The organism is Streptomyces pyxinae (genome assembly GCF_024756275.1).
Classification (GTDB): Bacteria; Actinomycetota; Actinomycetes; order Streptomycetales; family Streptomycetaceae; genus Streptomyces; species Streptomyces pyxinae.
The window spans coordinates 29,465-55,494 of the sequence record NZ_JANUGQ010000032.1 but is presented as its reverse complement, the minus strand read 5'-3'; the positions used below and the strand labels follow the sequence as shown (position 1 = coordinate 55,494).

Sequence of the window (26,030 nt, the reverse complement as noted above, 5' to 3'; positions counted from 1 at the left end):
GGTCATCAGCCCCTACCGGCCAGTCACATGGTAGGTGCCCGCCTCGTCCCGGCACTCGGCGCGCTCTTGATCATGCCCATGATCACATTGTTCCCCCATGCGGCCTTTGCGGTGGGGTCAGCTTCCTGCACCCACAGGAATTCCCCGCCCAACCCCTCTTCACTTCCCCGCCCCCGGCTTTACAGTCCATTTGCGATCTTCACAGGTCGTTGACAGGCAGGGGTCTGGGGGCCCCGGGGGAGGGGTGGGTCATGTCCGTCGGCACACACGGGCGCAGACACGAACACGGGCACAGCCGCAGACATGGGCATGGACGCGGACGACTGATCGTCACGCTGCTGGCGGGTGTACTGGCGGTGGGTACGCCGACCGTCACACCGGCGGCCGCCCGAACACCGGCGGTACCGCAGCCCGCCCGGGCATCGGAGTCCGCGCGGATGCCGGAGTCCGCCCGGGCGGCGGAGACGGGTGAACCGGTGGAGGTCCTGGCCGAGCGGACGGCGTACTCGACCACTCTGGCCAACCCCGACGGCACCTTCACCCTCACCCAGCACACGACCCCGCAGCGAAGCAAGGCCGCCGACGGCTCCTGGCGTCCCGTCGACGTGACACTGGAGCGGCGGCCCGACGGCACGGTGGGGCCCAGGTCCGCCGCGGTGGACCTCGCCTTCCCCGGCGGAGGCGACCGGAACGCGATACGCCTGGGCGACCGGCGCGGTTCCGTGTCCCTCGGCTGGGCGGCGCCGCTTCCGGAGCCCCGGCTCGACGGTGCCACCGCCACGTACCAGGACGTCTACGAGGGAGTGGACCTCCGGCTCACCGCCACCGCCGAGGGCTACCGCGAGGTGCTGGTCGTCAAGACCCCGGAGGCCGCCGCCCGGCCGGAGCTGGACCGGATCTCCCTCGCCACCCGCGGCGACGGCCTGAACCTGGAGCCGGGGGCGGGCGGCGGTGTGCGGGCGGTCGACGCGAACGGCAACGCGGTCTTCGCCGGTGCCGCCGGCCTGATGTGGGACTCGGCGGGCGACCGGCCCGCCCCGGCCCCGGGCTCCCCGGCGGCCACCACCCCGGGCAACCGGCCCGCCACGGCTTCCACCTCCGCCCCCGGTTCCGGTCCCGCCTCCACCCCCGCCGCCCCCGGCGCCCGGGCCGCGCGAACGGCGCCGGCCCCGGCGGCGGCGTCCACCGGCCCCGCCCGCCCCGCCGCTCCACTCTCTCCCGGCCCCGGCGGCGACCCCGGGGACGCTCCCGCCGGGACCGAGCGCCCGGGCGAGGGGGACTCCAGCGCCGTCCTGCCGGTGACCGTCGGCGACGGCACCGTCAGCGTGGTCCCGGACCCCGCAGTCCTCCACGGCGCGGACACCGTCTACCCGGTCTACATCGACCCGCCGATGGGACTGGCCCTCTCCGAGCGCACGGTGCTCTCCTCGGACGGCGACCGGTTCTACGACTTCGACGGGGACCTCGGCGTGGGCAACTGCAGCCGCCTGGGGCCCTGGTACTGCGACAAGAACCACACCAACCGCATGTACTTCGAGTTCGCCCCCACCAACCTCGCGGGCAAGCAGGTGGTGGACGCGGTCTTCCGGGCGTACGAGACCTGGTCGTTCTCCTGCAACCCGCAGCCGGTGGAGCTGTGGCGCACCAACAACATCTCCGAGGGCAGCAGTTGGCCCGGCCCGGCACGCCTGGACCACATGGGCGACCGGGACGTGTCGGCCGGCCGGGGCGAGTACTGCTCCCCCGAACAGCCCGACTCCTGGGTGGAGTTCCACGACAACCCGGCCGAGAGCGACGAGAACCTCACCGCCACCGTACGGGCTTTCGCCGACGGCAAGTTCCCCCGGCTCACCCTGATGCTGGCCGCCAAGAACGAGAACGACCCCGACGCCTGGAAGCGCTTCGACGACAACGCGGCGCTCCAGATCACCTACGTCCCCAAGCCCGGACTGCCGACGCCCTACGGCGTGATCCCCGGCAACGGCACCATGCGGTACTGCAACCCGTCGAACGACCCGCTGGTCGTGACGACTCCGACGCCCCGGGTGCAGGCGGGCACCCAGACCCTGGTGCAGCCCGCGTCCAACGGCTTCAAGGGCTCGCTGAAGGCCCGCTTCGACGCCGAGCGGTACGACCCCGCCGACAAGGCGTGGGTGCACACCTGGGACGGCCAGTCCGCGAGCTTCCGGCCCGACGGCTACCTGGAGACCCTCCGGATGACCAACCGGGCCGACCAGATCCTCTACCGGGTGCGGATGCGGACCCAGTCGTACTGGACGGTCGGCGGCACGACCTCCTTCATGTCCTCGGCCGCCACCCCCTGGTGCTACTTCAAGACCGACACCACCGCCCCCAAGCCGCCGAGGATCACCACCGACGGCCTCTACCGGCCCTGCGACTCCGACGACTGCCCGGGCACCGGAGGCCCCGGCCGCGCGGGAGCGTTCACCTTCCGTCCCAACGCCGCCGACGTCAACGCCACCACCGGCGCCACCGACATCACCGGCTACCGCTACCGGCTGCTCACCCAGACCGGCGCCACCACCGTCACCGGGGCCAACCCGCCCGCCCGGCCGGTCACTCCGGGACTCGCCGGCGTCCAGGTGCTGAGCGTCGAGGCCAAGGACGTACGGGAACGCTGGGGCGAACCCGAGGAGTTCGTCTTCAAGGTCGCACCCCCGCAAGGGGCCACCGGCCGCTGGCAGTTCGCCGACCGGCCGGCCGGGACGACCACCGGCACCACCACCCGGGACACCGCCACCGAGGGCACCGTACGGCACCCCGCGACCCTGGCGGGTGGCGCCGGCTGGTCCGAGCGGTCCCGGCGCGGCGCCGGCGACCACGCCCTCGACCTCAGCGGCACCGACCCGGCCCGGCAACAGGCGTACGCGGCCACCACCGAGCCCGCCGTCAACACCGCCGACTCCTTCACCGTCTCCGCCTGGGCGTATCTGGCCGACCCGACCACCAATCATGTCGTCCTCTCGGCACCGGGCGGCAAGCAGAGCGCCTTCACGCTCTCCTACTCCTCCGGCCACCGGCGCTGGGCCTTCAGCCGGGCCGCCCAGGACACCGCCACGACCACGACCGCGCTCTCCCTCGCCGACACCCTCGATCCGCCCACCGGCGTCTGGACCCAGCTCACCGGTGTCTTCGACGCCCGGGGCACCACCGACGCCGCCGACGACACCATCCAGCTCTTCGTCAACGGCCGCCCGCAGGGCCGGCCCGTACGGCTCGCCGCGACCGCCGCCGGCTACCAGCCGTGGGCGTCGACCGAGGGCCTCCAGATCGGCCGCGCCAAGGTCGCCGGCACCTACCAGCAGTACTTCCGCGGGTACCTCGACGAGGTCGCGGTCTGGCAGGAGGCACGCGGCGCCGATCTCGTACGGGAGGACGCGGAGCTGCGCGAGGACGAGACGGCCGCCACCGCGCTCGTCGGGCGCTGGAACGCCGAGGGCGCCACCGGCACCCAGGTGCGCGACACCAGCGGCTACGCCCGGGCACCCCTGACCCTCTCCGCCACCGGCGCCCGGCTCGCCACCGGCGACGACGGCACCGAACTGCTCCTCGACGGAACCGCCGGCCACGCCACCGCCGCCGGCCCGGTCGTGGACGAGACCGCCTCCTTCACCGTCACCGCCGCCGTACGCCTGGACAGCGCCCTGCTCGCCAAGAAGCCGGTCGGCGCCCGCTCGTACGTCCTGGGCCGGGCGACCGCGACGGGCGGCGAGTCCGCGTGGGCGCTGTGGGCGGAGAAGGTCTCGGCCGACGGCTACCGCTGGTACTTCGGCCGCACCTCGACGGACGCGGCCGGGAAGGTGGTCCAGTCGGTGGCGGCCTCCGCCGAGGATCCGGCCGAACTCGACACCTGGGTACAGCTCACCGGTGTCTTCGACGCGGCCGATCCGGCGGCCACCGGAGGTCGGGGCGGTCTGCGGCTCCACCTGGGCGCCGCCCAGCAGGTCACCGACGCGCCCTCGGCCTTCACCGACCCGTCGCAGGGCACCGGGAGCCTGACGGTGGGACGCGGGACGGCACTCGGCACCACCGGCCACCATCTCCCGGGAGCCGTGGGCGAGGTGCGTCTCTGGGCCGGCGCCATGAACACGGAACAGATCCAGGCAGCTGTCCTGAACGGCGGCAGCGGCTGACCGGGCCGATGTTCCGGCACCTCAGGGCAACCGGGGGCTCCCGGGGACACCGGCCCCCGGTGTCCGGCCCGTACCACACGCCGCCCGCACTCCTCCCTCCGCCGCCGCACGCGGCCGGAGGACGTCACAGGAAACGGAACCCATGAACCCGTTCAGTCTCCCCGGTGACCGCTCCCGGGGCCGCGGCGGACACGCCGCGCCACGTCGCCGCGCGCTGCGCCGCCATCTCGCCGCCGTGCTCGGCTGCGCCCTGCTGCCCGGTCTGCTGACCCCGGTCGCGTTCGCCGCCGCGGCGGAGCCGCTCGGCCGGCCGGAGCTCGACGCTCCCCGCGCGGCCGACGTGACGCCGTTCCGGGGAGAGCTGGACCGGCGGGCCGCCGAGGCGCTGCGCCGGGGTGAGGCGGCCGGGCGGGCCGACGCCGAGCGGGCGGCCCAGGACCAGGACCGGCGGGTGACCTGGCCCGGGCCGGGCAGCGCCACGCTGGCCCTGCCCCGTACCGGAACCGCCGGAGCCGCACCCGGTGGCCTCCCGGTCACCCTCGCCCCGTCCGGCTCCCGGGCCGGTGCCGCCGCCGGCACCGTGCGGGCGACCGTCCTGGACCAGCACCGCGCCGCCGCGCTCGGGATCAGGGGCGTGGTGCTCACAGTGACCGGCCCCGCCTCGGGCGGCGGCGCCCGGCTGGGCGTCGACTACACCGGGTTCGCCGGGGCGTACGGCGGCGACTGGGCCGGCCGGCTGCGGCTGGTGCGGCTGCCGGACTGCGCGCTCACCGATCCGGCGAAGCCCGCCTGCCGTACCCGTACCCCCCTGGCGTCGGTCAACCACCGCCGCGACGAACGGCTCGACACCCCGCTGACCTTCCCGGCCGCTCCGGCCGCCACCCCGGCCCCGGCCGCCCGGAAGGCGTCCTTCGCTGAGAAGGCCACTGCCACCGGGAAGACCGCCGCCGGAAAGGCCACCGTCGGCAAGGCTGTCACCGGAAGGGCTCCCGCCGCCGGCCGGGCCATGGTGCTCGCGGTCGCCGCCGAGGGTTCCTCCGGGGGCGGGGACCACAAGGCCAGCCCGCTGTCCGCCTCGGCCACCTGGGAGGCGGGCGGCTCCTCCGGGACCTTCACCTGGTCCTACCCGCTCCGGGTGCCGCCGGCCGCCGCCGGGCCGGCCCCCGACCTGAGCATCTCGTACGACTCCGGCAGCGTGGACGGCCGCACCGCGACCACCAACAACCAGGGCTCGGTGGTCGGTGAGGGCTTCGATCTCACCTCCTCCTTCATCGAGCGCAGCTACGGCTCCTGCGACGACGACGGCCAGGACGACAAGCACGACCTGTGCTGGAAGTACGAGAACGCCTCCCTCGTCCTCAACGGCCGCGCCTCCGAGCTGGTCAAGGACGACACCAGCGGCCAGTGGCGGCTGAAGAACGACGACGCCTCCACGGTCGTCCACCACCAGGGCACGGACGGCGCCGACAACGGTGACGAGGACCGCGAGTACTGGACCGTCACCACCGGCAACGGCACCGTCTACCACTTCGGCCTCAACAAGCTCCCCGGCGCCACCACCCAGGCCACCCAGTCGGTGTGGACCGTCCCCGTCTTCGGCGACGACAAGGACGAGCCCGGCTACGACAAGGGGGCTGCTTTCAAAGACCGCTGGGAGAAGCAGGCCTGGCGCTGGAACCTCGACTACGTCGAGGACACCCACGGCAACGCCATGTCCTACTGGTACGCCGCCGAGCAGAACCACTACGACCTGCTCGGGGACGACGACACCGGCACCCCCTACACCCGGGGCGGCATCCTCAAGGAGATCCGCTACGGGCAGCGCAAGGACAGCCTGTTCGCCGCGCCGGCCGCCTCCGACCGGGTGCTCTTCGCGTACGCCGAACGGTGTGAGAAGACCGGCACCGGCTGTGACTCGCTCACCGAGGACACCCGCGACAACTGGCCCGACGTGCCCTTCGACGCCGAGTGCAAGGCGGACGTCAAGTGCACCGGCAATGTCGGGCCCAGCTTCTACACCCGCAAGCGGATGACCGGGATCACCACCGAGGCGTGGGACTCCTCCGCCACTACCCCGGCCTATGTGCCCGTGGACTCCTGGGCGTTGAAGCAGAAGTATCTCGACCCGGGCGACACCGGAGACGCCACCGACCAGTCCCTCTGGCTGGACGAGATCCGCCACACCGGCCGGCGCGGCACCGCCGTCACCCTGCCGCCGGTCACCTTCACCCACCAGTGGCGGCCGAACCGGGTGGACGGCAACAGCGACGACATCCTGCCGCTCAACCGGCCCCGGCTGTACACGATCACCTCCGAGACGGGTGCGGTGACCGTGGTCGACTACCGGGCCGCCGACTGCCTCGCGGGCCGGCCCAGGCCGAAGCCGGACGCCAACACCGGTCTCTGTTACCCGGTCAACTGGGCGCCCAACGGGGGCAAGGAGAAGAAGCTCGACTGGTTCCACAAGTACCCGGTCACCAGCGTCACCACCAGCGACCGTTCCGGCGCCGCGCTCCCGGTCGAGGACACCTACAGCTACGCGGGCGGCGGCGCCTGGCACTACAACGACGACCCGCTGACCAAGGAGAAGGACCGCACCTGGTCCGTCTGGCGCGGCTTCGAGCGGGTGACCCACACCACCGGCCTCGCCGGACGTACCCAGTCCCGCACCGTCACCGTCCATCTGCGCGGCATGAACGGTGACCGGGTCCTCGGCCCGGACGGCAAGTCGCCCGACCCCGACAAGCGGAAGACCGTCACCGTCACCGGCGTCAAGGCCGGCCCGCTCACCGACACCGAGCAGTACGCGGGCTTCACCCGGGAGACCGTCACCTACAACGGCGACCAGGAGGTCTCCGGCACCGTCAACGACCCCTGGTCCAAGCGCACCGCCACCCAGCACAAGTCCTACGCCGACGCCGAGGCGTACTACGTCCGCACCGGCGCGAGCCACGCCCGTACCGCCCTCACCAACGGCCCCGCCCGCGACCGCGTCCGCACCGTCGAGACCGCGTACGACGCCTACGGGATGGCGTACCAGGTGACCGACAAGGGCGACGACGACCGCACCGGGGACGAGACCTGCGTCCGCACCTGGTACGCCCGCAACGACGCCAAGGGCCTCAACAACCTGGTCTCCCGCGCCCGTACGACCGCCGGAGTCTGCGGCGCGGACGGCGCGCTCGACCTGCCCGCCGACGCCTCCCGGCCCGGCGACGTCATCTCCGACACCGCCGTCGCCTACGACTCCACCAGCTGGAGCGACACCCAGACACCGACCCTCGGCGAACCGCGCTGGACCGGACGGGCCAAGGGGTACGGCATCGACGGCCGGCCCCAGTGGCAGCGGCTCACCACCACCGGCTACGACGCCCTGGGCCGTCCGCTGGTCATCAAGGACACCAACGACACCACCACGGCCACGACCGCCTACACCCCGGCGGTCGGCGGACCGCTCACCGCGACCACCACCACCGACGCCAAGGGTTACGCGACCGCCACCCAACTGGACTTCGCCACCGGGGCGGCCACGAAGACCACCGACCCCAACAAGAAGATCACCGAGACCGAGTACGACGCCCTCGGCCGGATCACCAAGGTGTGGCTGCCCAACCAGCCCACCTCCATCGGCAAGAAGCCCAACTACGTCTACGCGTACGGCATCTCCGCCACCGCGCCATCCTGGGTCTCCACCGGCACCCTGACGGCCACCAACGCCGGTGAGTACAACACCACCTTCGAGATCTACGACGGTCTCCTCCGCACCCGCCAGGTCCAGGCGCCGACCACCGCCGGCGGACGCGTCATCGCCGAGACCCTCTACGACGAGCGCGGCCTCGCCACCACCACCAACACTGACATCTGGGACGAGAAGAACGCCCCCTCCGGCACCCTGGTGGCCACCGACGGCGGCCAGGCCCCCGTCCAGACCGACACCGCCTACGACGGCGCCGGCCGCGCGGTGAGCGCGGTGACCAAGACCTACGGCACCGCCCGCTGGTCCACCCGCACCACCTATACCGGCGACACCGTCACCGCCACCGCACCGCCCGGCGGACAGGCCACCGCCGTCGTCACCGACGCCCTGGGCCGCACCACCGAGCGCCGCGAGTACGGCGGACCGCAGCCCGCCGGCGACGACTTCACCCGTACCGCCTACACCTACACCCCGGCCGGACAGCAGCGCGCCGTCACCGGCCCGGACGGCGCCGCCTGGGCGTACACCTATGACCTGTTCGGCCGCCAGGTGACCAGCCAGGACCCGGACAAGGGTGCCTCCCGCACCGGATACGACGAGTTCGACCGGGCCGTCACCGCCACCGACGGCCGGGGCCGCACCCTGACCACCGAGTACGACCTCCTGGGCCGGCGGACCGGCCTCTGGGACGGCGCCGCCAAGACGGACGCGGCCAAGCTCGCCGCCTGGACCTTCGACACGCTCGCCAAGGGCCTGCCGGACGCCTCCGTCCGCTACGAGAACGGTGTCAACCAGCCCACCAGCCGGGCCTACACCCAGAAGGTCACCAGCTACGACGCCCTCTACCGGGCCACCGGCAGCCAGTTGATCCTTCCCGACACCGACCCTCTGGTTGCCGCAGGCGTCCCGAAGACCCTGTCCAGTTCGGTGCACTACACCCCCGACGGCAACGTGCTCCAGGCCGGACAGCCCGCGGCCGGCGGTCTCCCCTCCGAGATCGTCTCCTACGAGTACACCCCGCTGGGCCAGCCGCTCAGTGCCGCGGGCAAGACCGGCTACTTCTCCGGGGCCGTCTACAGCCCGCTCGGTGACCTGCGGCAGCTCGCCCTGAGCACCTCGTCGGCGAGCACGGCCAAGAAGTCCTACCTGACCTACGAGTACGAGCCCGGCACCCGGCGGCTGACCGGTGCCTCGGTCACCGACGACGTCCACGCCTACAAGACCCAGGACCTGCGCTTCCGCCAGGACGACGCCGGCAACGTCACCTCGATCTCCGACCCCACCACCCGGGGCGGCACGGCCAAGGCCGACCACCAGTGCTTCCGGTACGACGGCCACCGCCGCCTCACCGAGGCGTGGACGCCCAGGACCGCCGACTGCGCCGCCGCCCCCGCGCTCACCGCTCTCGACGGCGCGGCGCCCTACTGGACCGGCTACACCTACAACACGGCCGGCCAGCGCACCTCGGAGACCGAGCACACCCCGGCCGGCGACAGGAAGACCGCCTACACCTACGGCACCCCCGCCCCGGCCGCCCAGCCGCACGCCCTCACCGCCACCACGGGCGCCCGGCCGGCCACTTACACGTACGACCGGGCCGGCAACACCACCAACCGCCCCGGTGGCAAGGCCCAGCAGACGCTGACCTGGAACGCCGAGGGCAAGCTCGCTACCACCACCGAGGCCACCGCAAGCACCGGTTACCTCTACGACGCCTCCGGCGCGCTGCTCATCCGCCGCGCCTCCGGTGACGGCGACACCGTCCTCTACCTCGGCGGCATGGAGGTCCGCCTCACCGTCAAGGGCGCCACCAAAACCCTGAGCGCCAGCCGCTACTACTCCGCCGGCGACCGGACCATCGCCGTCCGCACCGCCACCGCCGGCTCCACCACCAGCACCCTCACCTTCCTGGCCGGCGACCACCACGGCACCGCCGGCCTCACCATCGACCCCGCCACCCTCGCCGTCACCAAGCGCTACACCACCCCCTTCGGCGCCCCCCGCGGCCCGAAGCCCACCGCCTGGCCCGACGACAAGGCGTTCCTCGGCGCCCCCGCCGACACCACCACCGGCCTCACGCACATCGGCGCCCGCGAATACGACCCCGCCACCGGCCAGTTCCTCAGCGTCGACCCCCTCCTCACCCTCGACCAGCACCAGTCCCTCAACGGCTACTCCTACGCCAACAACACCCCCGTCACCCTCTCCGACCCCTCCGGCCTCGCCCCCGACGACTGCGGCCGAGGCGGATTCAGCTGCCACCCCACTAACTCGGGTGACTGGGAGGTCACCCCGAACAGCGACTACGTCAAGTACAACCCCGGCGCTAAGAACACGGGAAGGAAGCCCAAGGCTCCTTCGCCGAATGACATTCAGGCCGCGACCAATCCCGTCAATATCGTCGAGGAGGCCATCACCGAGACGGCCACCTACTACTTCCCGAAGACCGTCGACTACGCAGCTTGGCGCTCCGGATACAACCAGGAGATCAGTGCCATCCGGGCGGACCACGGCGACGTGACCGCCGACGATCTCATCGCCACGGCGCTGAATCTCTGTGTGGGACCCGGCGGTGACAAGTGCCCCGATGGCATGCGGAACATTCTCTGGGACATGGAATGGCTGCGCATCAGCCAGTACGCGGGCTATGAGGACCGGGGTGCGGTGGTGCGCATGCCCGTGGGCAACGCGTTGCGCGCGAACATTGGTTCCGTCCGTGGCATGGGCAGCACCTGCTTCAGGAACAGTTTCACCCCCGAGACCAAGGTCCTCATGGCAGACGGGACCGCCAAGGAGATCAAGGACGTCAGAGTCGGGGACCGGGTCATGGCCACTGATCCGGAGACCGGGGAGACGGCGCCCAAGGAGATCGAGGCCGAGATCAGGGGAGTCGGCCGCAAGGACTTGGTGAAGGTCACCCTTGAGATCGGCGGCAAACACGTCGCGGTGACCGCCACGGAGGGGCATCCGTTCTGGGTCCCCGCCCTGCGGAAGTGGGTGGACGCCGGAAAGCTGAACGTCCGGCAGTGGCTCCTCACCGGTGCCGGCACCCGCGTTCAGATCACCGCAATCGAACGGTGGGCGCAGCAGGCGACGGTTTACAACCTCACCGTCGCGGACCTGCACACGTACTATGTGCTGGCGGGGGCCACGCCGGTACTCGTTCACAACAGCAATTGCGTTGTCGGGGGCGCTCCTGGCAGTAGGCCAGGTAAGCCGTTTACGCCCGCTGGCAAGGGTAAGGTTGTTGACGCAAATGAGGATAAGTACGGGGTGCCGACCTGTGAGATATGCGGCAAGGAGGTTGTTCGCCCCAAAAAGTCTCAGCGCGGAGTGACGCCCCCTGAAAATGAATGGCAGATCGATCACATCCAGCCCAAGTCGCGAGGTGGATCGGGCGACCCGTCCAACGGTCAGGTCTTGTGTCGGGTCTGCAATAGGGAAAAGTCGGATAACTGAGAGGTGATTCCCTGTGAACAGTGAACAGGGCGGGATGCACCTTAGCTCGATTCAGCGAAAGATCCATAGTGACGTGACAGCTCAAGGATGGAGCTGGATTTGGGTCTTCGATTCTGACGCGGAACAGCCTCCCTTTGCGTACAGCATCGGCTTCGGCTCCAGTTTCGGCCACCCCGAAGTCGTTGTGGCTGGACTTCCGGAGGAGACTTCAGGAAGCGTGTTGAGCTCAGTGCAAGCCATGCTGGCTGACGGGGGAACGTATAGAGATGGTGACGCGTCGGGCGAAATTCTTGAGGGATTCAATGTTCAGTTTCGGGCGATCTCGCAAGATGTTCTGATCTCGAACCTGGTGCAGGCTTCGGTGTTCTACGGCGAGAGATCCTTCGATGCACTCCAGCTGCTTTGGCCTGACAGGGATGGCAATTTCCCCGATGAAGAAGATGCACCTGCCTGGTTGAGTGATCGACAAGCCTTGTTGCCGTAGCCAAGGGTGAGACCGCAGATCCCAAGAGATCCTGTCGGGGCAGGTCGCTGATCTCACTCCGACGCCACCAGATCTGCCATGTGCGACAGCAATACGGAAGCCCCACCAGGCGTTACCTGGTGGGGCTTCCGTGTGGGGTGACGCCAGTAGTTGACGGCAATGTCAACGGACGAGGGCGGCGCAGACTGGCGGTTCGTCGCCGTCGCCGTTGGCCGTCTCGGTGATCTCCGGGTTGCCGAGCGCGGTGCTGAGGGTGTCGATGGCGTCGCACTGGAGGCGGAGTCGGACGTGGGCGTAGGCGCCGGCGGTGACGCCGATGTGGACGTGGCCGAGGAGTTCCTTGATCACGACGAGTTCGCCACCCTGTTCCAGGAGCAGGGTGGCGGTGGAGTGGCGGAGGTCGTGGAAGCGGATGCGGCGGAGGCCGGCCTTGCGGAGGAGCGTGGTGAAGGTGCGGGTGAGGTTGGTCGGATCGATCGGTCTGCCCTGGGGAGTGGTGAACACGTGCCCGTTGTGCTGCCACGTGGTGCCTGCGGCCTCGCGCTCGCGCTGAGAGCGGCATGTTCGACACACCCACGCCGAGAGCTTCAACGCCGTGTGGGCAACGGCAACCCCTGTACGAGAGGAAGGCTGACCGTGGCCCGCACCGAGTACTACGACGACCCGAACGCGCCTAAGCCGAACAGCATGGTCGTCGCCGCCGCCGCCTCCGCCGTCGTCACCGACGATCACGGGCGCATCCTCCTCCAGCGTCGCCGCGACAACGACCTGTGGGCGCTGCCCGGCGGAGGCGTGGACCTCGCCGACTCCCTGCCTGGCACGGCCGTCCGCGAGGTCAAGGACGAGACCGGCCTGGACGTAGCGATCACTGGCCTGGTCGGCACCTACACCGACCCGAAGCACATCATCGCCTACACCGGCGGCGAGGTCCGCCGCCGGTTCAACGTTTGCTTCACCGCCCGCATCACCGGCGGCCAGCTGGAGATCTCCGACGAGTCCACCGAACTCGGTTATGTATCGCAGGAAGAGATCGAGCAGCTGCCGATGCACCACGCCCAACGGCTCCGGCTCCAGCACTTCCTGGAACACCGTGAAAGCTTCTGCCTGGGCTGAACCGCCTGACGGCAGTAGCGACGGCAACACCCACGGATTTCCGCGCACAACCATGGATGTCAGCGGAACGCAAAACCCATACTGGCCGGCGAAGGAGCAGGTATGAGGAGTATCGCGCAGCACACGTACTATGTGCTGGCCGGCGAGAGTAACTGGTTCGCCATCGAGCGGGAGATGTACCACGTGGGTAAGGCTGTGCGAGTTGGCGATCGATCGTGGGACAGTATCACGTTCTATCGGGGCGGAGCCGAAGTGAAGGTGACCGTGCCTGGTTTTCTTTCTGGAAGGTGAGCATGGAGAGGGTTGCAGAGTGGGGCCGAGAGTTTCAAGTCTGGCAGTACTCTACCATTCTTAATGGAGGTTAAGGTTACGTGCTGGCACGCCGATGCGTGTGGCATGAGGACCGCGGTGATCACCATGCACCCTCGAAGTTTGGCCCGCTCAGGGGAACTAAATAGGCTCCATATTTCCGTGGGTGCGGCTTCGGGAAGGGGGTTGGGTTGATGACTCGTGACGAGGCATTGCTGACGGCTCGACAATTTCTTGAGAGAAGTGTGAAGCCGGGCGAGCCTTCCCTGATGATCGATTTGTCTAACGTTGTCGAAAAGGGTGAGCTGCTGGTCGTCCCCTATAACTCCGCCCGTTTCCTCCGGACGCGAGCCGCCGCCGACCAACTGCTCGACTGCTGGCCGATTCTGGTGAACCTGCGCAGCGGGGCCGTGCGGTTCGGCAGGCTCGAAGAGCGCGCGCTCTGGCGGTAGTGCCCCGAGGGCGCGGGGGAGGGAGCAGGTCTTGCCGTCCGGCCCCGGGCGGCTGCGACCATGGGGGCATGGTCTCGTCTCGCGTCCGTCGTGCCGCTGCTGTCGATCCGTCCGCTCGGGAGCCGGCCGGGGGTGGGAAATGGGCCTGGGTCGCGCTGGCGGTGGCGTGCGCGGGGCAGTTCCTCGTGGTGCTGGACGTGTCGGTGGTCAATGTGGCGCTGCCGTCCATGCGGGCCGACCTGGGGCTCTCGGCGCTGGGGTTGCAGTGGGTGCTGAACGCCTACTCCATCGCCTTCGCCGGGTTCATGCTGCTCGGCGGGCGTGCGGCCGACATATTCGGGTACAAGCGCATGTTCCTCGTCGGGCTCGGGCTCTTCACCGCCGCCTCGCTGGCCGGCGGACTGGCCCAGGAGGGCTGGCAGTTGCTCGGGGCGCGGGCGGTGCAGGGGCTGGGGGCCGCGGTGCTGGCCCCCGCCTCGCTCACCATCGTCACCGCCACCGCCGAGCCGGGCCCCGCCAGGACCCGGGCCATCGGGACCTGGTCGGCCGTCGGGGCGGGCGGAGGAGCGGCCGGCGGGCTCGTCGGGGGCCTCCTCACCGACCTGCTCTCCTGGCGCTGGGTGCTGCTGATCAACGTCCCGGTCGGGGCGGTGGTCCTGGTCGCCGCCGTGCTCTTCGTACGGGAGAGCCGGGCGCACCACGGACGGCGGCTCGACCTGCGGGGCGCGGTGCTGGCCACCGCCGGGCTGGCCGCCGTCGCGTACGGCATCGTCCAGACCGAGCAGGCCGGCTGGACCGCGCCCGAGACCCTGCTGCCGCTGTTCGCGGGAGCCGCCGTCCTGGGGATCTTCGTCCTGGTGGAGGCCCGTGCCGCCCAGCCGCTGATGCCGCTCAAGGTCTTCCGGTCCCGGGTGGTGGCGGGCGCCAACGCGGCGATGGTGGTGACGGGTTCGGCCTCCTTCGCCATGTGGTTCTTCATGACGGTGTACGCCCAGAACGTGCTCGGCTACACCCCGCTGGCGGCCGGCGTCGCCCTCATCCCCAGCTCCGCCGCCATCGTCATCGGCTCCAAGCTCGCCCCGCGCCTGATGCACCGCACCGGAGCCCGAGACCTCGCCGTCGCCGGGGCACTGATCTCCGGCGCCGGGTTCGCCTGGCAGTCCACCATGGACGCCCACGGCTCCTACCTGGCGGACATCCTCGGCCCCGGCGTCCTGATGATGGCCGGCATGGGCCTGATCATCACCCCGCTCGCCGCCCTCGCGACCGCCGGGGCCGCTCCGGGGGACGCCGGACTGGTCTCCGGACTGGTCAACACCTCCCGGACGATGGGCGGGGCGCTGGGCCTCGCGGTGCTGTCCACCGTCGCCGCCGCCCGGACCGGGCACAGCACCGCCCCGGAGGCGCTGACGGCCGGATACGCGATGGCCTTCCGTACCGGAGCGGGAGTGCTGCTGGGCAGCGCCCTGCTGATGCTGCTCTGGCTGCCGCGCCGCACCGAGGGCTGAGCGGCGGCCCGATGGGCTTCCGGGGATGAGCCCGATGAGTCCGATGGGGGCCATGGACGAGGACGGGCGGGCCGCCCCGGAGAGTTCCGGGGCGGCCCGCCCTGTGGTGCGGACACCGTTCGCCCACCGGACGCCCCTCTCCACTCGCGGTGGAGGGACGTTTCACCGGCCCCCGTTCCCGGTGGCCGGTGACCACGGCGGCCGGCGGCTCAGACCGTGTCGCCGCGGTGGTCCGGCTCACGGCGGTGGCGGCCGTGCGGCTGCGCCGCCGAGTCCTCCACCTGAGCCGCGCCCCCGCGGTGCTTGCCGGAAGTCCCGGCGTCCCCCTGCGGTCGCCCGTGGGTCATGTCGGTGCTGGCTTCAGCCATATGGGAAGTCACCCCGTAGTTGATCGCTGACATGTGCGGCCCGAGAGTCTAACCGTGGCCGGACCGCCCGAGGAGCGGCGCCTGCTGTAGGGGCACCGGCTTGTGAGGGGTGGGGGTATCGAGAGCGCCCGACTGATCCTGACCTGGGTATTCCGCTGGTGGGGGGAGGGGGAAGCGCAGGGGGGTGTGGGTGGTGGCGAAGGCGGGGCGGACGGGGCGCGCGGGGGGCGTCTGGGCGGGGAGGGGGAGCGGGAGGGTGTCCGGGAGCCGCCGTGAGTGGTCCGGACCGCCGCCCGGGGGACCGGAGCCGTCCTCGTCCCGGTAGAGAGGCGCCCCGGACAGCGCACCCCGGGAAAGGGGACTCGGGGAGAGGGGACCCGGGGAGAGGGAGGAGAGAGAGGAGGGGGACCGGGTCGGATCGGGAGGGTGGGCGGGGGAGGGCTCGGGGGAGTGTCCGGAGGGCCACCCGGCGGTCCGGCCGTCGCCCGGGTCGGACACACCTCCCGGGTCGGACACACCTCCCGGGTCGGACACACCTCCCGGGTCGGACACACCTCCCGGGTCGGACACACCTCCCGGGTCGGTGATGCCGTCCGCCGGGAAATTCCCTGGTGCTTCCGTCACCTTGGGGACTGCGGCTGTGCCCGCACGTGGCCCCGTGACCGTGACCGTGGTGTGCCCGGGGGCCGGGACCCCGGCCCCCGGAGCCGTTCCCGGCCCGCCAACCGCCCCGGGGCCCGGCCGGGAGTCCGGGGGCGGCCCGGAGCCCGGCGCCGGCCGGGGGCTCACCGGGGCCAGCCGGGCCAGCCCGCACGGCACCGCCGGGGTCGCGTACGGCAGCCGCAGCACCCCGCCCGGCGTCCATACCCCGGCGCCCGCCAACCAGCCGGGTGGGGCGGCCAGTTGATGGAGGCGCCGCTCGGCCGGGCGCCAGATGCCGAGCCAGGTCCCGGCCGCCGCGTCGATGCGCAGCGCCACCGCGCACCCCTCGGGCGCCAGCAACTGGCCCGGCTGCACCGCGAACGGGGTCACCGCCGCGTCCGGCAACCGCAGGCACTCGGGGAACCGCACCGGCAGCGTGCTGTTCAACACCCCCCAGCCCAGCCGCTCATGGCCCGGCGACGGCGCGTCCGACCGGACCAGCACCAGCCCGCTGTCCGGGTCCGCCAGCAGCAACCGGTCGTCGCTCTCCTCGGCGATCTGGAGCAGCGGGGTCACCTCGCCGCCCCGCCCCAGGTCCACCGCGACCGCCTTCACCGGCCCGGCGTCCACCGGTCGCCGGTCCAGGGCGAGCAGCCGGCCCGTACGGTCCAGCCACACCCCGCCCTCGCACCGGCCGGGCACCTCGGCCACCCGCTCGGGCCGCGCGTCCGCCCCGCCGGCCACCCGCCAGAGCGTGGCCGAGCGCTCACCGGCCGCCAGGGCGTATGCCGACCTGCCGTCCGGCGCGGGCGGCAGCAGCCGCAGCGACCCGGCCGCCGCCTCCACCGAGCCGAGCGCCAGCTCGGCCGTCCGCCGGCCCGACGGATACAGCAGCGCGAACGCGTACCGCTCCGCACCGGTCCGGCGGGCGATCAGCACCCGGCCGTCCGCCAGCGGCGCGAGCTGCGCGTCCGGCGCCTCGGGCCGGGCCAGCGGCAGGGGGACCGCGTACGGCTCCGGTCCGTCCAGCGTCCAGCGCTCCGGGCAGCGGTCCTCGCCGCTCCCCGTGAGCCGCGCCGCGTAACCCCCGCCCGCCGCGATCGCGAGCACCGGACGCCAAGCCGCTCCGGCATCCCCGGCAGTGGGCTCTATGGCACAGGCTGTCATCGACTCGTCACCTCCAGCCACCGACGCTAGTTTTGCCTTTCCGGCCGGACCAGGAGAGTCACCCTGCTTCACCTATAAGGGTGGCGATGTCCGGTTTCGCGGGTGCATGGAACGAAGGTGTGCTTCAAGCCACCCGGGTCCACCCGGCGTCCATCCGGGGCCCGCCGGACACCCCGTCCGCGTGCCCCCGGCACCAGGCGCGCACCGGACCCGCACCGAGCCCGCGCCAGGCCCGGACCGGCGGCGGCTCGCCGTGGCCGCCGGGCGCCCCGGACGGGCGGCGAGCCAGGTCTGGCGTGGGGGCAGGGCCCAGGTCTGGCGCGGGGCAAGGCCCAGGTCTGGTGCGGGGGCAAAGGGGAGGCAGGTAGCCTTTCCCCGTGCCCCGTCTCTCCGAAATCCTCACCGAACTCGACGCCCTCTGGCCCCCCGAGCGGGCCGAGCAGTGGGATGCCGTCGGCACCGTCTGCGGCGACCCCGACGCCGAGGTCACCCGCGTGCTGTTCGCCGTCGACCCGGTCCAGGAGATCGCGGACGAGGCGGTGAAGCTCGGCGCCCAGCTGATCGTCACCCACCACCCGCTCTATCTGCGCGGGACGACGACGGTCGCGGCCGATCACTTCAAGGGCCGGGTCGTGCACACCCTGATCAAAAATGACATCGCCCTGCATGTCGCGCACACCAACGCCGACACCGCCGACCCCGGGGTCTCCGACGCCCTGGCCGGCGCGCTGGACCTGCGCGTCACCGGCCCGCTCGTCCCGGAGAACGGCCTCGGCCGGATCTGTGAGCTCGATGTCCCGCTGACCCTGCGGGAGTTCGCCGCCCGCGCCGCCGAGCGGCTGCCCGCCACCGCGCAGGGCATCCGGGTCGCCGGCGACCTGGACGCCCCGGTGCGCCGGGTCGCGGTCAGCGGCGGCTCCGGCGACAGCCTCTTCGACACCGTGCGGGCCGCCGGGGTGGACGCGTACCTCACCGCCGACCTCCGCCACCACCCGGCGTCCGAGGCCACCCAGCACTCCCCGCTCGGGCTGGTCGACGCCGCCCACTGGGCGACCGAGTGGCCCTGGTGCGAACTGGCCGCCGGCCAGCTGGACGAGATCTCCGACCGGCACGGCTGGAACCTCCGGGTCCATGTGTCCAGGACCGTCACCGACCCCTGGGCCGGCCACTTCGCGCCCGCCACCACCGCCACCGCCACCGGAGACGGCCTGTACGGAGCAGACTCGTACGCCCCCGCCGGTGCCTCCGAACCCTCCGCTGAACCCTCGTCCCCTGGAGCCCCCAACTGAACGCCGCGCCCGCCGACCAGATCCGACTTCTCGACGTCCAGGCCCTCGACGTACGCCTGTCCCAGCTCGCCCACAAGCGCGCGTCGCTGCCCGAGCACGCCGAGATCACGTCGCTGACCAAGGACCTCAGCCAGCTGCGCGACCTGCTGGTGGCCGCGCAGACCGAGGAGAGCGACTGCGCCCGCGAGCAGACCAAGGCCGAGCAGGACGTGGACCAGGTGCGCCAGCGCGCCGTCCGCGATCAGCAGCGGCTGGACTCCGGCTCCGTCCGCTCCCCGAAGGACCTGGAGAACCTCCAGAAGGAGCTGGTCTCCCTCGCCAAGCGCCAGGGCGACCTGGAGGACGTGGTGCTGGAGGTCATGGAGCGCCGTGAGTCCGCCCAGGAGCGGGTGGCCGAGCTGACCGAGCGGGTCGGCGCGGTGCAGGCCAAGGTGGACGACGCCACCGCCCGCCGGGACAGCGCCCAGCGGGGGCTGGACGACGAGGCCGGCTCCGCCGCCAAGGAGCGCGAGGTCGTCGCCGGCTCCGTCCCGGACGACCTGCTGAAGCTGTACGAGAAGATCCGCGGCCAGCAGGGCGGGGTGGGCGCGGCCCGGCTGTACCAGCGCCGCTGCGAGGGCTGCCACATCGAGCTCAACATCACCGAGCTGAACGAGGTCCGCGCGGCCGCCGCCGACACGGTCGTCCGCTGCGAGAACTGCCGCCGGATCCTGGTCCGCACCTCGGAGTCCGGCCTCTGATGCCGGAGCCGGACGGACTGCCGGAGCGGCCGGACGGGGCATCGGACGGGACGCCGGACGGTGGCGGTATCCAGGAGCTGATCGTCGAGGCCGACGGCGGCTCCCGGGGCAATCCGGGCCCGGCCGGTTACGGGGCGGTGGTCCTGGACCCGGTGTCCGGCGAGCCACTGGCGGAGGCGGCCGAGTACATCGGTGTCGCCACCAACAACGTGGCCGAGTACAAGGGCCTGGTCGCCGGACTGCGGGCCGCCCGGGCCCTGGCGCCGGGCGCCCGGATCCGGGTGCGGATGGACTCCAAGCTCGTCGTGGAGCAGATGTCCGGCCGCTGGAAGATCAAGCACCCGGACATGAAGCCGCTCGCGACCGAGGCGGCCCGGGTCTTCCCGCCGTCCCAGGTGTCGTACGAGTGGATCCCGCGCGAGCGGAACAAGCACGCCGACCGGCTCGCCAACGAGGCCATGGACGCGGGCAAGCGCGGCGAGCAGTGGACGCCCGCCCGCTCCACGGCCGCCCTCGACACCGCCGGATCGGCCGCCTCCGGCCGGTCCGGGCCCGCCTCGGGCTCCACCCGCGCCGACGAGGACGCCGCCCGGGTGGTGGGCGACGCGGCGGCCGGCGCCGCCCGCGCCCGCGCCGCCCTGGCCGGTACCGGCGCCGGCGCGACTTCCCGCTCCGGAGCCGGTGATCCCACCGCCCCCGGCACCGACGCCCAGGACGTCCTGGCGGACGCCGGCCACCTGCCGCAGAGTCCAGAGGCCCCGACCACTCCCGCGGTCGTCACCGCGGCCGCCGCCGACACCGCGCACGCCAAGGCCGGCACCCCGCCGGTCGGCTGGGCGGCCCCGGCGGACCTCGGCGCGCCCGCCACCTTCGTGCTGCTCCGCCACGGCGAGACCGCGCTCACCCCCGAGAAGCGCTTCTCCGGCAGCGGCGGCACCGATCCCGACCTGTCCGCCGCCGGACTGCGCCAGGCGGAGGCCGTCGCCGCCGCCCTGGCCGCGCGCGGCACCATCCAGGAGATCGTCAGCTCCCCGCTGCTCCGCTGCCGGCGCACGGCGGCCACCGTCGCCGCCCGGCTCGGCCTGGACGTCCGGATCGAGGACGGGCTGCGCGAGACCGACTTCGGCGCCTGGGAGGGCCTGACCTTCGGCGAGGTGCGCGAGCGGTATCCGGACGACCTGAACGCCTGGCTCGCCTCCCCGGACGCCGCGCCCACCGGTGACGGTGAGTCCTTCGCGGTCGTCGGGGACCGGGTAGCCGCCGCCCGCGACCGGCTGACCGAGCGGTACGCGGGCCGCACCGTGCTGCTGGTCACCCATGTGACGCCGATCAAGACCCTGGTCCGGCTGGCGCTGGGCGCCCCGCCGGAGTCGCTGTTCCGGATGGAGCTGTCGGCCGCCTCGCTGTCGGCGGTGGCCTACTACCGGGACGGCAACGCCTCGGTACGGCTCCTCAACGACACCGCCCACCTGCGCTGACGCCCCGGGGCGGGCGGCGCCCGGCCGCTCACCGGCGGGCCAGGGGAGCGGAGCCGTACGGCTTGAGAAGTCGTAAGGCGCGGAGAGTCGTACGGGTCAGCGGAGACGTCGTACGGGTCAGCGGAGAGTCGTACGGGTCAGAGGTCGTACGGGTGGGCCGGGGCGGGCGGTTCGCGGCTCAGGGCGCGTCCCGCCCCAGCGCCGCCGCCTCCCGCGCCAGGGCTTCGACCCGCGCCCAGTCGCGGGCGGCCGGCGCGTCGGCGGGCAGCATCCATGTACCGCCGACGCAGCCGACGTTCGCCAGCGCCAGATACCCGGGCGCCGAGGCGGCCGTGATCCCGCCGGTCGGGCAGAACCGGGCCTCCGGCAAGGGCCCTGCCAGCGCCTTCAGATACGCCGCTCCGCCCGCCGCCTCGGCCGGGAAGAACTTCAGCTCCCGCACTCCGCGCTCCAGCAGCGCCAGCACCTCGGACGCCGTCGAGACCCCGGGCAGGAACGGCACCCCGGCCCCGCGCATCGCCTCCAGCAGCCCGTCCGTCCACCCCGGGCTCACCAGGAACCGCGCCCCCGCGCCGACCGCCGCCGCCACGTCCCCGGGCGACCGCACGGTGCCCGCGCCCACCACCGCCCCCGGTACCTCCGCCGCCACCGCCCGGATCGCGTCCAGCGCGGCGGGCGTCCGCAGCGTCACCTCGATCGCCGGCAGCCCGCCCGCCACCAGCGCCCGCGCCAGCGGTACGGCATCGGCGGCGTCCGCCACGACGACCACGGGCACGACCGGCGCGAGGTCCAGCACGGACGGCTCCGGCGCCGGCGGAGTCGGTGTCGGGGACGGAAGCGAGGGCGGGGACAGGGACGGAAGTGGGGGCAGGGTCCGGGGCGGCTCGGAGCTCATGACGCCATCCTCGCCACCGCCACCATCCACCGCAACGCCCGTTGCACACACTGCAACAGCCCCCGGCCCTCGGGTCCTCGGCGCCTGTTCCCCGTTCCCTGCTCCCTGAGCCTGGCTCCCGGCTCCCGGCTCCCGGCTCCCGGCTCAGTGAATCTCCTCCACCAGCACGTCCAGCGACCACGGCTTGCCCGCGCCCCGCGGTTCGGCCGCCTCCACCGCGTACCCCAAGTCCCGCAGCGTCTCGACCAGTTCGCGCGGCGACCCCGGAGCCGTACCGGACTCCAGCAGGCTCCGGACGATCCGGCCCTTGGTCGCCTTGTTGAAGTGGCTGACCACCTTCCGGGTCGGCGCGTGCAGCACCCGCACCGTCGCCGTCCGGTCCGCGACCGCGCCCTTGGGCCGCCAGGCCGCCGTGTACGCCGACGAGCGCAGGTCCAGCACCAGCCCGTCGCCCGCCGCCTCGGGCAGCACCGCCGCCATCGGGCCCCGCCAGTGCGCGCCCAGCGCCCCGAGCCCCGGCAGCTTCACCCCCATCGAGCAGCGGTACGACGGGATCCGGTCGGTCACCCCGACGGCCCCCCACAGCCCCGAGAACACCAGCAGCCACCGTCCGGCCCGCTCCCGGGCCGCCGCGTCCAGCGTGGCCAGGCCCAGCGCGTCGTACAGCACCCCCGTGTAGATCTCCCCGGCCGGCCGGGCCCCGGCGCTCAGCAGCCCGGCGTTCTTGGCGACCTCACCGCGCAGGCCCTCGCTCAGCCCCAGCACCTCGCGCGCCTTCTCCTCGTCGCCCGCGCACAGCTCCACCAGCTCCGCCAGCACGGCCGCCCGCGCCTCGGTGAGCCCGGGCAGCGACAGCCCCGCCAGGTCCAGCGGCGGCGCCCCCTCGCCGGACGGGGCCTTTCCCTCGGAGGGCGGCAACAGCACGAGCACGACAGTTCTCCTCGACAGACATACAGGCATGCAGACATACACGGATACGGGCGTACAGACGTACAGGCGTACAGATCTACGGACGTACAAGCGCTTCCGAGGCATCACCCGGCAGCGGAAAACACTCCCGCGCCAGCCTACAAACCCGGCTGCCATCGCCCCGCCCGTCCACGGGTACACGTCCGGAACGACCGCAACGACCGCAACGGCTCCAGACTCCCAGCGAGAGGATCGGCAATGCCCAGCACCGACAGGTTCGGCGAACCGGCCGTGCAGACCGCCCCGACCGCCCCGACCGTGGCCGTGACCACCCCCACCGGCGCCGTCGGCGGCGAGGTGGCCGGGGCCCTGATCCGCGCCGGTGTACGCCCTCGCCTGCTGGTCCGGGACGCCCGGCGGCTGCGTCCCGGCCACGCCGACCACGCCGAGGTGATCGAGACCGACCTGTCGGACCGCGACGGCATGCTGAAAGCCACCGAAGGAGTGGACGCGCTCTATCTGGTGATCCCGCCGACCGACGCCGACGACCCGGTGGGCGGGTACGAGCGGCTGGCCCGGATCGCCGCCGAGGCCGTCACCACCAATGGCGTGGCGCGCACCGTCCTCCAGTCCAGCGTCGGCGCCGAGCTGCGCCGGGGCGCGGGCGAGATCGACGGGCTGGGCCGCGCCGAGGAACTGCTCGACGCCACCGGGGCCTCCGTCACCCACCTCCGCTGCGGCTTCTTCTTCAGCAACCTGCTGATGCAGCTGTACGCGATCCAGGAGGGCGTGATCCCGGTCGTCCTGCCGACCGACCACGCCATGCCGTGGGTCGCGCCCCGGGACATCGCCGAGGTCGCCGCCCTCCGGCTGCTCTCCGGCCACTGGACCGGCTGCCATGTCCGGGCGGTGCACGGTCCGGAGGACCTGAGCTGGGAGCGGGCGGCGGAGATCGTGTCCGAGGCCACGGGCCGGCCGGTGCGCGCCGAGCGGGTCCCGGACGACACCATGCGCGCCATGCTCGGCTCGGCCGGGCTGACCGGGGCCCAGGCGGAGGCGGTGCTGGGCATGTCGACGGGCCTGCGCGACGGCTTCGTCCCCGAGCAGTCCCGCGACACCACGACCACCACCCCCACCCACCTCTCCGGCTGGGCGTACGAACACCTCCGCCCCGCCCTCGCCGAACTCTGACCCGGCTTCGTCCCGCCCCCGGTCAGTTCTGAGCGGCCCCGCACCCGGCCCTCAGGGCGCCCACCATTCCCCGCGGGTCGTCCGCGTGAAAGCGGACGACCCGCACCTCGTACGCCCGGCCCAGCAACGGCCGCACCACCACCGGCTCGCGCAACTCGACCGTCACCGAGGTCCCTGAAGCCACGGTCACCGCGAGCACCCCGTCCTTCCTCGGGTGCGAGTACACCGGCTCGTGCCGCACCGACGCGATCCGCTCCAGCGGTATCGCCACATCCAGATGGGCCGCCTGCCGTACGCGGAGGAGCTCACCGGTCAGCAGATGCGGCCGGGTCACCGAGGCGGCGTGCCACCCCAGCACGAACAGCACGGAGTACACGTCCAGGACCAGCATCACCCCGTGCGCCACCGGCCAGGAGGCCAGCAGGTACGCCATCCCCACCGTCTCCACCAAACATACGAACGCGAACCCGTACAGATACGCGGCCTGGTCCCTGGCGTACCCGAACCTCCGCGCCCCCTGCACCATCCCCGCCGGCCCCGTCCCCGCCGGCCCCGTCCCCTCCGGCCGCCGGGCCACCCACCGCCCCAGGCTCTCCAGCAGCCGCAGCTCGTGCGCGAGCAGCCGCTTCGGCAGGCTCCCCCGCCCGGGGCTCACCGCGCTCCCCTCCCCAGCACCAGAGCCAGCGCCCGCCGTACCGCCTCCGCCTGCCCCGCCGAGAACTCCGCGAACAACGGCCCCGCCACCACCCGGTCCACCTCCGCCATGTTCGCCACCCCGTCCATCGCCTTGCCCATCGCCTCGTGCGGCAGCAGCTCCGCCAGCGCCCGCGCCACCTCCGCCACCCGCGGGTCCGCCGCGTCCGCCCCGGCCAGCTCGTCCAGCCGGGCGTAGACCGCGTACGCCCGCTCCAGCGCCCCCGGCGCCTCCGTCATCCCCCGCAACGCCTCCATCAGCCGCCCCCGCTCCTCCCCGCCGGCCACCGTGTCCAGCAGCACCAGCAGCTCCCGGTCCCGCACCGCCGTCGCGGGCTCCGGTTCCGGCCGCCCGGCCGCCGCCTCCGCCAGCCCTGCGAGCAGCGCCCCGAGCTCCGCCGACACCGGCGCCTCGTCCGGCAGCCTCCCGGCCCTCGCCTCCACCAGCAGCCCGGCCAGCCGCGCCCGCCGGGCCGCGATCCGCTCCTGCTGCCGCGCCAGGTCGGCGTCCAGCTCCTCCAGTACGTCGACCAGCTCGCGCCCGGCCTCGTCCCCGAGTACGTCCGCCACCTCGTCGAGCCCGAGCCCCAGCTCCCTCAGCCGCCTGATCCGCGCCAGCACCACGGCATGGCGCAGGGTGTAGTCCCGGTACCCGTTCCCCAGCCGCCCGGGCTCGGGCAGCAGCCCCAGGTGGTGGTAGTGCCGTACCGCCCGCGTGGTCACTCCGACCAGCGCGGCGAGCTCTCCGATCCTCATGGCGCCCAGTAGAAACGTTGCCGCTACGGCAAGGTCAAGCACCCGCCGCCGGGCGGGTAGCATGGTCGGCACGGCAGACGAGCCGGGCGGACGGCCGCGTGGGGATCCCCGGATCCTCCCGAGGAACGTCCGGGCTCCACAGGGCAGGGTGGTGGGTAACGCCCACCCGGGGTGACCCGCGGGACAGTGCCACAGAAAACAGACCGCCGGGGACCTCGGTCCTCGGTAAGGGTGAAACGGTGGTGTAAGAGACCACCAGCGCCTGGGGTGACCCAGGCGGCTAGGTAAACCCCACCCGGAGCAAGGTCAAGAGGGAGCACCCCGGTGCTCCTGCGCGGACGTTCGAGGGCTGCCCGCCCGAGTCCGCGGGTAGACCGCACGAGGCCGGCGGCAACGCCGGTCCTAGATGGATGGCCGTCGCCCCGACGACCGCGAGGTCCCGGGGCACAGAACCCGGCGTACAGCCCAGCTCGTCTGCCCCTCAGGCCTCTGACCCGCGATACCGCAGGTCAGGGGCCTTTTCCCGTGGAATCGTGGGCGTCGCCTCACCTTGTTCCGTATCGGTTCGAACCGAACCTCGCCGCTACGAAGGCAGCCACTCGGGGCGGCTGGGCGTGGGCGTCGGCAGGCATGGCCTTTCCATCCCTGGGTCGCGCGCGGGGCGCATCGGGGGTCGGATGCGATGCCCTCGGGCCGTCGCCGGTCACGAGGGGTACGGCGGAGCTG

At 72.6% G+C, this 26,030-nt stretch carries 16 protein-coding genes, 1 other RNA gene and 1 pseudogene; 12 read left to right on the top strand and 6 right to left on the bottom strand.

All coding sequences use genetic code 11. The annotated features are described in order from the left end of the window. Positions 1 to 437 precede the first annotated feature (437 nt). From NX801_RS26995 to NX801_RS26985, 3 genes are all read left to right on the top strand, one after another. Positions 438 to 4,154 (top strand): LamG-like jellyroll fold domain-containing protein, encoded by a 3,717-nt coding sequence (locus NX801_RS26995; protein WP_258790554.1) that lies wholly within the window; start codon positions 438 to 440, stop codon positions 4,152 to 4,154. A 142-nt stretch (positions 4,155 to 4,296) separates the two neighbouring features. Next, positions 4,297 to 11,310 carry a polymorphic toxin-type HINT domain-containing protein gene (locus NX801_RS26990; RefSeq protein WP_258790553.1) on the top strand — a complete coding sequence of 2,338 codons (7,014 nt, stop codon included), beginning with the start codon at positions 4,297 to 4,299 and terminating at the stop codon, positions 11,308 to 11,310. 13 nt (positions 11,311 to 11,323) lie between these two features. Beyond that, positions 11,324 to 11,794: a DUF4262 domain-containing protein gene (locus tag NX801_RS26985; protein WP_258790552.1), complete on the top strand. Its 471-nt coding sequence runs from the start codon at positions 11,324 to 11,326 to the stop codon at positions 11,792 to 11,794. 162 nt (positions 11,795 to 11,956) lie between these two features. Here the strand turns inward: NX801_RS26985 and NX801_RS26980 are convergent. Beyond that, positions 11,957 to 12,352: pseudogene (locus NX801_RS26980) on the bottom strand (tyrosine-type recombinase/integrase); the annotation flags it as partial. A 78-nt stretch (positions 12,353 to 12,430) separates the two neighbouring features. On the opposite strand from NX801_RS26980, the gene NX801_RS26975 reads away from it, so the two are divergent. The 4 genes from NX801_RS26975 to NX801_RS26960 all read left to right on the top strand — a co-directional run bounded on the left by NX801_RS26975 (position 12,431) and on the right by NX801_RS26960 (position 15,176). Next, complete coding sequence (locus tag NX801_RS26975; RefSeq protein ID WP_258790550.1) at positions 12,431 to 12,907, top strand: NUDIX hydrolase; 477 nt, start codon at positions 12,431 to 12,433, stop codon at positions 12,905 to 12,907. 102 nt (positions 12,908 to 13,009) lie between these two features. Beyond that, positions 13,010 to 13,198, top strand: coding sequence for a hypothetical protein (locus NX801_RS26970; RefSeq protein WP_258790549.1), 189 nt, complete (start codon positions 13,010 to 13,012; stop codon positions 13,196 to 13,198). A gap of 287 nt (positions 13,199 to 13,485) precedes the next feature. Further along, positions 13,486 to 13,668, top strand: a complete 183-nt coding sequence (locus tag NX801_RS26965) for a hypothetical protein (protein ID WP_258790548.1) — start codon at positions 13,486 to 13,488, stop codon at positions 13,666 to 13,668. Between the two features lie 68 nt (positions 13,669 to 13,736). Then, positions 13,737 to 15,176, top strand: a complete 1,440-nt coding sequence (locus NX801_RS26960) for an MFS transporter (RefSeq protein ID WP_258790547.1) — start codon at positions 13,737 to 13,739, stop codon at positions 15,174 to 15,176. Positions 15,177 to 15,592: 416 nt separating this feature from the next. Here NX801_RS26960 and NX801_RS31065 read toward each other — a convergent pair whose 3' ends face one another. After that, a complete protein-coding gene (locus NX801_RS31065) occupies positions 15,593 to 17,374 on the bottom strand; it encodes a hypothetical protein (protein ID WP_428986245.1) in 1,782 nt (593 codons plus the stop codon). A gap of 356 nt (positions 17,375 to 17,730) precedes the next feature. On the opposite strand from NX801_RS31065, the gene NX801_RS26950 reads away from it, so the two are divergent. From NX801_RS26950 to NX801_RS26940, 3 genes are all read left to right on the top strand, one after another. Continuing rightward, entirely contained in the window at positions 17,731 to 18,642 is a 912-nt protein-coding gene (locus tag NX801_RS26950) for a Nif3-like dinuclear metal center hexameric protein (protein ID WP_258790546.1), read from the top strand. Continuing rightward, positions 18,639 to 19,382, top strand: a complete 744-nt coding sequence (locus NX801_RS26945) for a zinc ribbon domain-containing protein (RefSeq protein WP_309505914.1) — start codon at positions 18,639 to 18,641, stop codon at positions 19,380 to 19,382. Before NX801_RS26950 ends, NX801_RS26945 begins: the two co-directional genes overlap by 4 nt. Positions 19,383 to 19,450: 68 nt before the next feature. After that, entirely contained in the window at positions 19,451 to 20,860 is a 1,410-nt protein-coding gene (locus tag NX801_RS26940; RefSeq protein ID WP_258790572.1) for a bifunctional RNase H/acid phosphatase, read from the top strand. A 178-nt stretch (positions 20,861 to 21,038) separates the two neighbouring features. Here NX801_RS26940 and eda read toward each other — a convergent pair whose 3' ends face one another. Then, on the bottom strand, positions 21,039 to 21,755 hold the full coding sequence (gene eda, locus NX801_RS26935) for a bifunctional 4-hydroxy-2-oxoglutarate aldolase/2-dehydro-3-deoxy-phosphogluconate aldolase (protein WP_258790544.1): 717 nt from the start codon (positions 21,753 to 21,755) through the stop codon (positions 21,039 to 21,041). Between the two features lie 144 nt (positions 21,756 to 21,899). Next, entirely contained in the window at positions 21,900 to 22,685 is a 786-nt protein-coding gene (yaaA, locus tag NX801_RS26930) for a peroxide stress protein YaaA (protein WP_258790543.1), read from the bottom strand. Between the two features lie 237 nt (positions 22,686 to 22,922). Here yaaA and NX801_RS26925 point away from each other — a divergent pair, with 237 nt between their 5' ends. Further along, entirely contained in the window at positions 22,923 to 23,855 is a 933-nt protein-coding gene (locus NX801_RS26925) for an NmrA family NAD(P)-binding protein (protein WP_258790542.1), read from the top strand. A 22-nt stretch (positions 23,856 to 23,877) separates the two neighbouring features. On the opposite strand, the gene NX801_RS26920 is transcribed toward NX801_RS26925, so the two are convergent. Together NX801_RS26920 and NX801_RS26915 are read right to left on the bottom strand one after the other, a co-directional pair. Continuing rightward, complete coding sequence (locus NX801_RS26920) at positions 23,878 to 24,510, bottom strand: hypothetical protein (protein WP_309505912.1); 633 nt, start codon at positions 24,508 to 24,510, stop codon at positions 23,878 to 23,880. Further along, a complete protein-coding gene (locus NX801_RS26915; protein WP_258790541.1) occupies positions 24,507 to 25,304 on the bottom strand; it encodes a MerR family transcriptional regulator in 798 nt (265 codons plus the stop codon). Before NX801_RS26915 ends, NX801_RS26920 begins: the two co-directional genes overlap by 4 nt. Positions 25,305 to 25,382: 78 nt before the next feature. On the opposite strand from NX801_RS26915, the gene rnpB reads away from it, so the two are divergent. Next, positions 25,383 to 25,781, top strand: an RNA gene (rnpB, locus tag NX801_RS26910) — RNase P RNA component class A. Positions 25,782 to 26,030: the final 249 nt, after the last annotated feature.

Bases quoted from the DNA above. Each gene is read 5' to 3' on its own strand.
- NX801_RS26995 (WP_258790554.1), top strand. From the start codon at position 438: ATGCCGGAGTCCGCCCGGGCGGCGGAGACGGGTGAACCGGTGGAGGTC.
- NX801_RS26990 (WP_258790553.1), top strand. From the start codon at position 4,297: ATGAACCCGTTCAGTCTCCCCGGTGACCGCTCCCGGGGCCGCGGCGGA.
- NX801_RS26970 (WP_258790549.1), top strand. From the start codon at position 13,010: ATGAGGAGTATCGCGCAGCACACGTACTATGTGCTGGCCGGCGAGAGT.
- NX801_RS26965 (WP_258790548.1), top strand. From the start codon at position 13,486: ATGATCGATTTGTCTAACGTTGTCGAAAAGGGTGAGCTGCTGGTCGTC.
- NX801_RS26960 (WP_258790547.1), top strand. From the start codon at position 13,737: ATGGTCTCGTCTCGCGTCCGTCGTGCCGCTGCTGTCGATCCGTCCGCT.
- eda (WP_258790544.1), bottom strand. From the start codon at position 21,755: ATGAGCTCCGAGCCGCCCCGGACCCTGCCCCCACTTCCGTCCCTGTCC.
- NX801_RS26925 (WP_258790542.1), top strand. From the start codon at position 22,923: ATGCCCAGCACCGACAGGTTCGGCGAACCGGCCGTGCAGACCGCCCCG.
- NX801_RS26915 (WP_258790541.1), bottom strand. From the start codon at position 25,304: ATGAGGATCGGAGAGCTCGCCGCGCTGGTCGGAGTGACCACGCGGGCG.